Here is a 7,949-nt window from a genome sequence, read left to right on the forward strand (position 1 = left end):
AGACGAGGGATGCACAGCATGAGGCAACTCCTGAAGGACCGGTTGCTGACGTGGTCGATGGCCGCGACGATCGTCCTTGCCATGCTGCTGCAGGGTCTTGTCGCCGCCCATGCCCGCACGGTGATGGCCGCCGACGGCACCAGCCCAGCCTATATCCTGTGCTCGCCGACGGCGATCGCCGATCCGGGCGACGACCATCCGCTCAAGGATCTCGCCCGCGACTGCTGCTCGACGCTGTGCAAGCTCGCCTGCGTCGGCGGTACGCTGGCGGCCCCCGCCGCCACGCCTCTGCCCGATCTGGAAGCGGCGGCCGACGCCGCCTCCTGGGCACCCACCCCGGCCCCGGCGACGCGCGAGCGTCCGCAAGGGCCGCCGCCGCCGGCGCGCGCGCCGCCCCTCGCCTCCATCTGACGCAATCAACCGAATGACGACCGGCCGTGCCCGATGGCCGCCGGTTCGCACCTTTGCGACTTATGGAGCATTTCTCATGCGTATCCTGCAGATTGTCTTCGCGCTCGGCCTGACGCTCGTCGCGCTCGCCGGCGCCCATGCCCACGGCTACCGGATCGGCGAAATCAAGATCGGCCACCCCTGGACCCGCGCGACGCCGCCGGCCGCCAAGGTCGCCGGCGCCTTCATGACCTTCACCAACGAGGGTGGCACCGCCGACCGGCTGATCGGCGGGTCCTCGCCGGTCGCCGAGAAGGTCGAGATCCACACGATGGAAGTGGTCGACGGCATCATGAAGATGCGTCCGCTCGCCGACGGCCTCGAGGTGCCGGCCGGCGCCAAGGTGGAACTCGTTCCCGGCAGCTTCCACGTCATGCTGATCGGCCTGAAGCAGCCGATCGCCGAGGGCGACATGGTGCCGCTGACCCTGACCTTCGAGAAGGGCGGCGACATCGAGGTCGAACTGGCGGCCGACAAGATGGGCGCCGGCGGCAAGGCGCATGACCATGGCAGCCATGGTCACGGCGAGACGAAGAAGACCGACCACAGCACCCACTGATCCCGGCATGGCGCCGGCCGAGGCTTTCGGGCCGGCGCCACCGGATCCACTCAACAAACGGCACCTGGGCCGTCCCGCCGCCGCAGTGACACGCGCGGCGCGGCGCGCCCTCCCGCCTGGAGATCCATCGATGACCGATACCACCGCGCCTGGAGCCGGAACGGGGGCGTTCGCCTCCCCGGCCTCCAACTCCGACCTCTACCGCGCCGTCTGGCGCTGGCACTTCTATGCGGGCCTGCTGGTCCTGCCCTTCATGATCACCCTCGCCGTCACCGGCGCGCTCTATCTCTTCCGCGACGAGCTGGACGCGATCCTGCACGCGGACCTGAAGCGGGTGGAGATCCGCGAGACCCTCGCCAAGGCCGCGCCCTCCGCCATCATTGCGGCCGCGCTCGACGCCCATCCCGGCACTGCGGTGAAATACACCGATCCGCCGGCCGCCAACGCCTCGGCCGAGATCACCGTCAAGGCCGACACGGGCCAGCGGCTCGCCGTCTATGTCGACCCCTATGACGCGACGGTGCTCGGCGCCCTGCCCGACCGCGGCACGGTGATGTGGACGGTGCGCTACCTGCACAGCCTGCGCTATTTCGGACCCACCGTGCGCAGCGTCATCGAGATCGTCGGCGGCTGGGCGATCCTGCTGGTCGGCACCGGCGTCTACCTGTGGTGGCCGCGCAAAAGCGGACGCGGCGGCGTCACCAGCGTGCGCGGCACGCCGAAGAACCGGATGTTCTGGCGCGATACGCACGCGGTCACCGGCATCTTCGTCGGCGCCTTCATCGTCTTCCTGGCGATCACCGGCATGCCGTGGTCCGGCAACTGGGGCGCCAAGGTCAACGAATGGGCGAACGGCAACAATTTCGGCTATCCATCCGGCGTGCGCGTCGACGTGCCGATGTCGGACGTGAAGCTCGCCGAGACCGGCCAGACCGCCTGGTCGCTGGAACAGGCGCGGATCCCCAACTCGACCGACGCCGCGCCGCAGGCCCGCGATATGGGCATCGACCGGGCGGTGGAGATCGTCGACGGGCTCGGCCTGCACCGGGGCTATGCGCTGGCGCTGCCCACCTCGCCGACCGGCGTCTATTCGGCCTCGGTCTATCCGGACGACCTTTCGCAGCAGCGCGTCGTGCATCTCGACCAGTATAGCGGCAAGCCGCTGGTCGACATGACCTATGCCGATTACGGCCCGCTCGGCAAATGGCTGGAATTCGGCATCAACGTGCATATGGGCCAGGAATTCGGCCTCGCCAACCAGATCCTGCTGGTGGTGGTGTGCCTGGCCATCGTGATGCTGGCCGTCTCAGCCGGCGTGATGTGGTGGAAGCGGCGGCCGTCGGGGAGCCTCGGCGTGCCGCCGATGCCGACGGACCCGAAGGTGTTCCGCGGGTTGCTGGCGATCCTCATCGTCGGCGGCATCGTCTTCCCGCTGGTCGGCGCCTCGCTGCTGGTGATGCTGGCGATCGACCTCCTGGTGATCCGCCCGCTCGGCAAGCGCACCGCCGCCCGCTAGTCTTGCGGCAACAGCTCGCGGCGCGGCCCCGTGCCGCGAGCATCAGGCGCCCGGCTCAGCGCGTCTCGGCCTTCGCCTCGCGCAGCATGGCGCGCGCCCGCGCCGGTTCGGCGAACAGGATCCAGTCCGGGATCAGCGACACGAGCCTTGCCAGCAGCGCGGTCGCGACCACCGCGAAGGCAAGCCGGCCGAAGAAGACGCTGGCGAAATCCGCCCCCACCGCGACGACCAGCAGCGTGTCCTCGATGAGGCTGTGGGCAAAGCCCATGAAGGCGCTGGCGAGGAACACCTGGCGCGGATCGACCCGCGCCTCCCGCGCCTCGCGGATCAGCAGCCCGCCGCCATAGGAAATGCCGAGCAGCAGGCCGACGGAGGCGAACGGCACCGCCGGCGGGGCGATGCCGGCAAGGCGGAACAGCGGCACCAGCGCGCGGATCAGCCGGTCCATGATGCCGGTGACCTTGAGAATGTCCATCAGCCAGCACAGGCCGAACAGGATCACCAGCATCATCACCAGCGTCTTGCCGAGGCCGATGGCAAAGCCGGTCCAGGTCGATGTTTCCTCCATCGGCATCCACACCGGCGACAGCGGCGTGGCGAGCCAGCCGGTCGCGGAATAGAGCTGGTGGAGCAGCGCGGCGCAGGCAAGGCCACCGGCGATGCGCAGCACGGTGGTGATCCAGAAGCCCGGCCCGGCACGCTGGATGATGCGCTGCTCGATGGGCAGCGCATGGGCGAAGAGCAGCAGCGTCGAAAAGACGGTGATGTCGGCGACGGTGAGCTCGGACACCGGCACAAGCGCGAAGACGATGATGATCGCGCCCCAGATGCCGATCAGCAGGCCGGTGAGCCAGGCGAGCGCGATCTCCGGCGGCAGGCCGTAGAGCTGCATCAGAGGTTCGAAATAGGGAGCCATCGCGCGGATGGCGCCAAGGCGCGCCAGGATCTCGACGATCACCATGACCGGCACGATGATGCGCACCAGTTCCCAATAGATCCCAAGGGTTTCGCGGTTTCGCTGGATCAGCCGCGCACGGATCGACATTCGAGTCACTCCAACAGTTTCCTGCGCTAGCGATACCGCAGCCGCGCGGCATTTTTGGTCAAACTTTGCAAGTTCGTGCAATTTTATTGCATAGTGCCGCGACCTCCGGAGGCACCATGGACCGCATCGACAGAAAGCTTCTCAACCTGCTGCAGGACGACGCCGCGCGCACCAATGCCGACCTTGCCGAGGAGGTCGGCCTGTCGCCGTCGAGCTGCCTGCGCCGGATCCGCCGGCTGAAGGCAGCCGGCGTCATCGATCGCACGGTCGCGATCCTGAACCCGGTGCGCGCCGGCAAGGGTCTGAAGGCCGTCGTGACGGTGGAACTGGAGCGCCACGGCGAGCAGCACACCCGCCGCTTCCTGGCGCTGGCGGACAGCGAACCGGCGGTGGTGCAGGCCTATAGCGTCAGCGGCGAGGCCGACGTGGTGCTGATGCTGCGGCTGTCCGGCATGGAGGAATTCGACGGCTTGTGCGAACGTCTGTTCCGCAACGAGACCAATGTGGCGCGCTTCTACACGATGTTCGTGATCCGCACCGGCAAGGAAACCACGGCGATCCGGCTGGCGCCGTGAGACAGAGGAGGAGAACGCGGCCCGATGGAAACACTGGTCCCCAATCCCGGCGGCTTCGTGCATGTGCGGGTGTTCATCGGCATCATCACCGGCCTGTGCGTGGCACGCCTGCTGAACGGGCTCGCCAACATGGTGCAGAGCCCGCGGCGCGAACATCTCTACAGCGTCCATATCGGCTGGGCGCTGTTCCTGCTGCTGGCGGTGATGCATTTCTGGTGGTTCGAGATCGGTCTTGCCCGCATCGAGCGCTGGACCTTCACCATCTATTTCGTGGTGGTCTTCTACGCCGCGTGCTTCTTCTTCACCTGCGCCATCCTGTTTCCGGACAAGGTCGGCGAGAATTCGAGCTACCGGGACTATTTCCACACCCGCCAGAAATGGTTCTACGGGCTGCTGGCGACGCTGTTCTGCCTCGACATGCTGGACACGGCAATGAAGGGGGCCGAGCACTTCCGCGCGTTCGGGCCGTTCTATCCGCTGCGCCAGACGGGGCTTGCCGCGCTGGCGGTCGCGGCGATGTGGGTGCGCGCGCCGCGCTTCCACATCGCCTTCATGGTGCTGGCGCTGGCCGCGGAGATCTTCTGGATCCTCGACCAGTTCGCCGTGCTCGACTGAGCCGGAAAGTCAGGCCGCCTCGAAGCGGATCTCCTGCGCCCCTTCCCACAGGACCTTGCGGCCGAGCTCGGGCAGCTTGTCGAGGTTCGAGGTCAGCGTGACGAAGTGGTTGCCGGCGAGCTGGCCCATCTTCGAGGAGAAGTCGACGCCGCCATAGGCGAGCAGGATCTCCGTTTCGCTGATGCCGCCGGGATAGAGCAGGATATGGCCCGGCGCCGGGTGGCTGGTGTGGTTCTCGTAGCCGACGCCGAAGGACAGGTCGCCAAGCGGGATCCACACGCCCTCGCCCGACCAGCGCACATGCACGATCTGCCCGGCAAAGGGCATGCGCGCCAGGAAGGCCTTGCAGGTCTCCGGCGCCTTCTCGGTTTCCAGCACCGCGTCGAAGGTGAAGGGGCCGGCGGTGATCTTGATCTTCATATCGTTTCTCCCTTGGTGGTGGTTCGCGGCCGGCGCGCGGGAGGCGGTCGGTGCCCCGCGCCTCGGCCGAATGGTCAGTGATGCAGGATCTTGCCGAGGAAGGCCTCGGTGCGCGGGTTGTGGCGGGCGGTGAAGAACTCCTCGGTCGGACGGTCCTCGACGATCTCGCCCTGGTCGATGAAGACCATCCGCGTGGCGACGCGGCGGGCAAAGCCCATCTCGTGGGTGACCACCATCATCGTCATGCCCTCGCGCGCCAGCGAGGTCATCACGTCCAGCACCTCGGAGATCATCTCCGGGTCGAGGGCCGAGGTCGGCTCGTCGAACAGCATCGCCTTGGGGTTCATGGCGAGCGCCCGGGCGATCGCCACGCGCTGCTGCTGGCCGCCGGAAAGCTGGCCCGGATACTTGTGCGCGTGTCCGGTCATGCCGACCCGCTCCAGCAGTTCCATTGCCCGCTTGCGGGCGACCTGCTGGCTGCGGCCCAGCACGATGCGCTGCGCCAGCATGATGTTGTTCTCGATGGTGAGATGCGGGAACAGCTCGAAATTCTGGAACACCATACCGACCAGCGAGCGCAGCTCGGGAAGGTTGGTCTGCGGGTCGTTGACCTCGACCCCGTCGACCCGGATCGAGCCTTGCTGGATCGGCTCCAGCGCATTGACGCATTTGATGAGGGTGGACTTGCCCGAGCCGGACGGGCCGCAGACGACGACGACCTCGCCCTTGGCGACGCTGGTCGAGCAGTTCTTCAGGACGGGGAACTTGCCGTAGTATTTCGTCACTCCGGTGATCTCGATCATGGTCACCCTCCTTGGAAGCGGGACATGGAAAAGGCCGAAAGGTCGCGGCCGGGATCGCGGCCGCGCACCAGCGCCGCCGTCACCTGCCCGACCAGGGGGCCGAGCGTGTAGCCGTTCGACGTCACGGCGTTGAAGAAGCCGGGCATCGCCGGGTGCTCTCCGAGGATCGGCGCGCCGTCGATATTGATGTTCATCGCCGCCCAACTGCGGATCACATGCAGCTTGCGCAGGCCCGGCACCACGTGCTGGGCGACCCAGAGATTGCCCTCCAGGCTGGAGAGGAGCGGGCGCGGATGGCTGTGCACGGGATCGAGCCCGGCCGTCCAGCCGCCGCCGATCAGGAAATTGCCGTTGGCCGCCTGCTTCAACGTCAGGTGCCGGTCGGCATGGGCGACGAGATGGGAAACGGCCGGCGCGGCCGCCTCGGTCACCACCATCTGCAGCGGCGCGCCGAAGACGGGAATGTCGAGCCCGAGCATGGCGCCGATGCGGGCGGCGAAGGCTCCGGCGGCATTGACGAGGCGCCCAGCGCGCAAGGACCCGCGCGAGGTCTCGACGACAAAGCCCGCGCCCTCGCGCCGGATCGCCAGCACCTCGGTGCGGTCGAACACGCGGGCGCCGGCGGAGACGGCGGCATCCAGCACATGGCGGGTGGCGACCAGCGGATTGATCTTGCCCTCCTGCGGGCAATAGGCGGCGCCGATCATCGCCGGCGACAGGCCCGGCTCCAGCCGGGCGAGATCCGCGCGGCCGATCACCTGGCAATCGATGCCGTGGCTGCGCTCGACGCGGGTCTTCTCCTCCAGGAAGCGCAGATGCGCCTCGGTCTCGGCGACCATCAGCCCGCCGGTGATCTTCATCTCGAAGTCGCGGCCGAGCCGCACTTCCAGCTCGCGCCACAGGTCGATGGAGGCAAGCTGCAGCGGCAGGGTGCGGGCGGCGGCACCGCCGTCGCCTTCCGCCTTGGCGCCATGGTCGAAGGAGAGCAACTGGGCGTGCAGGCTGCCGGCATTGCCGCCGGAGGCGAGCCCGCCGGGAAAGCCGCGCTCGACCACCACGACCTCCTCCCCCGCCTCGGCGAGGAAGAGCGCGGTCGCAAGGCCGGCGATGCCGGCGCCGATGATGAGCGTCGCGACCTCGCGGATCGGCAGCGGTTCCGTTGGGGTGGACGGCCCCCATCCGGCGTCGTTTTGCGCCAAGATGATGGTCCCAACACATCGAAGGAGCCGCCCAATGAACGAGATTACGCGCATCGGCATGGACACGTCCAAGCATCTCTTCCAACTCCACGGGGTTGATGCCGCCGGAGAGACGGTGCTGCGCAGGCAACTGCGCCGCGGGCAGCTTGAAGCGTTCTTCACGAGCTTGCCGCCGGCGCGGGTGGTGATCGAGGCCTGCACCGGCGCCCACCACCTGGCGCGCCGGCTGCGAAGCTGGGGCCACGAGCCCCGGCTGATCGCGCCGCACCGCGCCAAGCCCTATGTCGGGCGCAACAAGAACGACGCGGCCGACGCGGCCGGACTGTGCGAGGCGGGCGGGCGTCCTGGCATGCGCTTCGTGCCGGAGAAGAGCCCCGAGCAACAGGCCCGGCTGATGCTGATGGGCGTGCGCGCCAGCCTGATCCGGGCGCGCACCCAGGTTGCCAACGCGATCCGCGGCTATGCGGCCGAGTTCGGGCTGATCGCGCCCAAGGGGCTGTGCCGCATCGAGACGCTGCTGGAGCAGGTGGCGAGCGACCCCGCCCTGCCGCCGCTCGCCCGCAAGCTGTTCGCGCTGCAGGGCGAGCAATATGCCGCGCTGGCGCCGGCGCTTGCAAAGGTCGAGGCGGAGCTCGAAGCGTTCGTGCGCGACGACGACCTCGCCCGGCGGCTTAAGGCGATCCCTTCGGTGGGACCGGTGGGCGCGGCCTTGTTGACGATCAAGACGCCGGATCCGCGCGTGTTCGCCTCGGCCCGCGGGTTTGCGG

The 7,949-nt window shown here is 68.2% G+C and carries 9 protein-coding genes and 1 pseudogene; 6 read left to right on the plus strand and 4 right to left on the minus strand.

Going from position 1 to position 7,949, the window contains the following annotated elements:
• The first annotated feature begins 18 nt into the window (after window positions 1-18).
• The 3 genes from TSB10GB4_RS08180 (at window position 19) to TSB10GB4_RS08190 (ending at window position 2,525) form a co-directional block, all read left to right on the plus strand.
• Window positions 19-411: a hypothetical protein gene (locus TSB10GB4_RS08180; RefSeq protein ID WP_186395344.1), complete on the plus strand. Its 393-nt coding sequence runs from the start codon at window positions 19-21 to the stop codon at window positions 409-411.
• 76 nt (window positions 412-487) lie between these two features.
• Window positions 488-1,009, plus strand: a complete 522-nt coding sequence (locus TSB10GB4_RS08185; protein ID WP_186395326.1) for a copper chaperone PCu(A)C — start codon at window positions 488-490, stop codon at window positions 1,007-1,009.
• Window positions 1,010-1,139: 130 nt separating this feature from the next.
• Window positions 1,140-2,525 (plus strand): PepSY domain-containing protein, encoded by a 1,386-nt coding sequence (locus TSB10GB4_RS08190; RefSeq protein ID WP_186395327.1) that lies wholly within the window; start codon window positions 1,140-1,142, stop codon window positions 2,523-2,525.
• A 55-nt stretch (window positions 2,526-2,580) separates the two neighbouring features.
• Here TSB10GB4_RS08190 and TSB10GB4_RS08195 read toward each other — a convergent pair whose 3' ends face one another.
• Window positions 2,581-3,570: a nucleoside recognition domain-containing protein gene (locus TSB10GB4_RS08195; protein WP_186395328.1), complete on the minus strand. Its 990-nt coding sequence runs from the start codon at window positions 3,568-3,570 to the stop codon at window positions 2,581-2,583.
• A gap of 116 nt (window positions 3,571-3,686) precedes the next feature.
• Here TSB10GB4_RS08195 and TSB10GB4_RS08200 point away from each other — a divergent pair, with 116 nt between their 5' ends.
• Together TSB10GB4_RS08200 and TSB10GB4_RS08205 are read left to right on the plus strand one after the other, a co-directional pair.
• A complete protein-coding gene (locus tag TSB10GB4_RS08200; RefSeq protein ID WP_186395329.1) occupies window positions 3,687-4,145 on the plus strand; it encodes an Lrp/AsnC family transcriptional regulator in 459 nt (152 codons plus the stop codon).
• A 24-nt stretch (window positions 4,146-4,169) separates the two neighbouring features.
• Entirely contained in the window at window positions 4,170-4,760 is a 591-nt protein-coding gene (locus TSB10GB4_RS08205) for a hypothetical protein (protein WP_186395330.1), read from the plus strand.
• 9 nt (window positions 4,761-4,769) lie between these two features.
• Here TSB10GB4_RS08205 and TSB10GB4_RS08210 read toward each other — a convergent pair whose 3' ends face one another.
• From TSB10GB4_RS08210 to TSB10GB4_RS08220, 3 genes and pseudogenes are all read right to left on the minus strand, one after another.
• Window positions 4,770-5,180, minus strand: a complete 411-nt coding sequence (locus TSB10GB4_RS08210; protein ID WP_186395331.1) for a DUF3830 family protein — start codon at window positions 5,178-5,180, stop codon at window positions 4,770-4,772.
• 74 nt (window positions 5,181-5,254) lie between these two features.
• Window positions 5,255-5,983 carry an amino acid ABC transporter ATP-binding protein gene (locus TSB10GB4_RS08215; protein WP_186395332.1) on the minus strand — a complete coding sequence of 243 codons (729 nt, stop codon included), beginning with the start codon at window positions 5,981-5,983 and terminating at the stop codon, window positions 5,255-5,257.
• A 2-nt stretch (window positions 5,984-5,985) separates the two neighbouring features.
• A pseudogene (locus TSB10GB4_RS08220) lies at window positions 5,986-7,206 on the minus strand (NAD(P)/FAD-dependent oxidoreductase); the annotation flags it as partial.
• A gap of 10 nt (window positions 7,207-7,216) precedes the next feature.
• Here TSB10GB4_RS08220 and TSB10GB4_RS08225 point away from each other — a divergent pair.
• The coding region (locus tag TSB10GB4_RS08225) for an IS110 family transposase (protein ID WP_186394098.1) at window positions 7,217-7,949 on the plus strand (733 nt) is incomplete at its 3' end.

This window comes from Stappia sp. TSB10GB4 (genome assembly GCF_900185745.1).
In the GTDB taxonomy this organism is placed as follows: Bacteria; Pseudomonadota; Alphaproteobacteria; order Rhizobiales; family Stappiaceae; genus Stappia.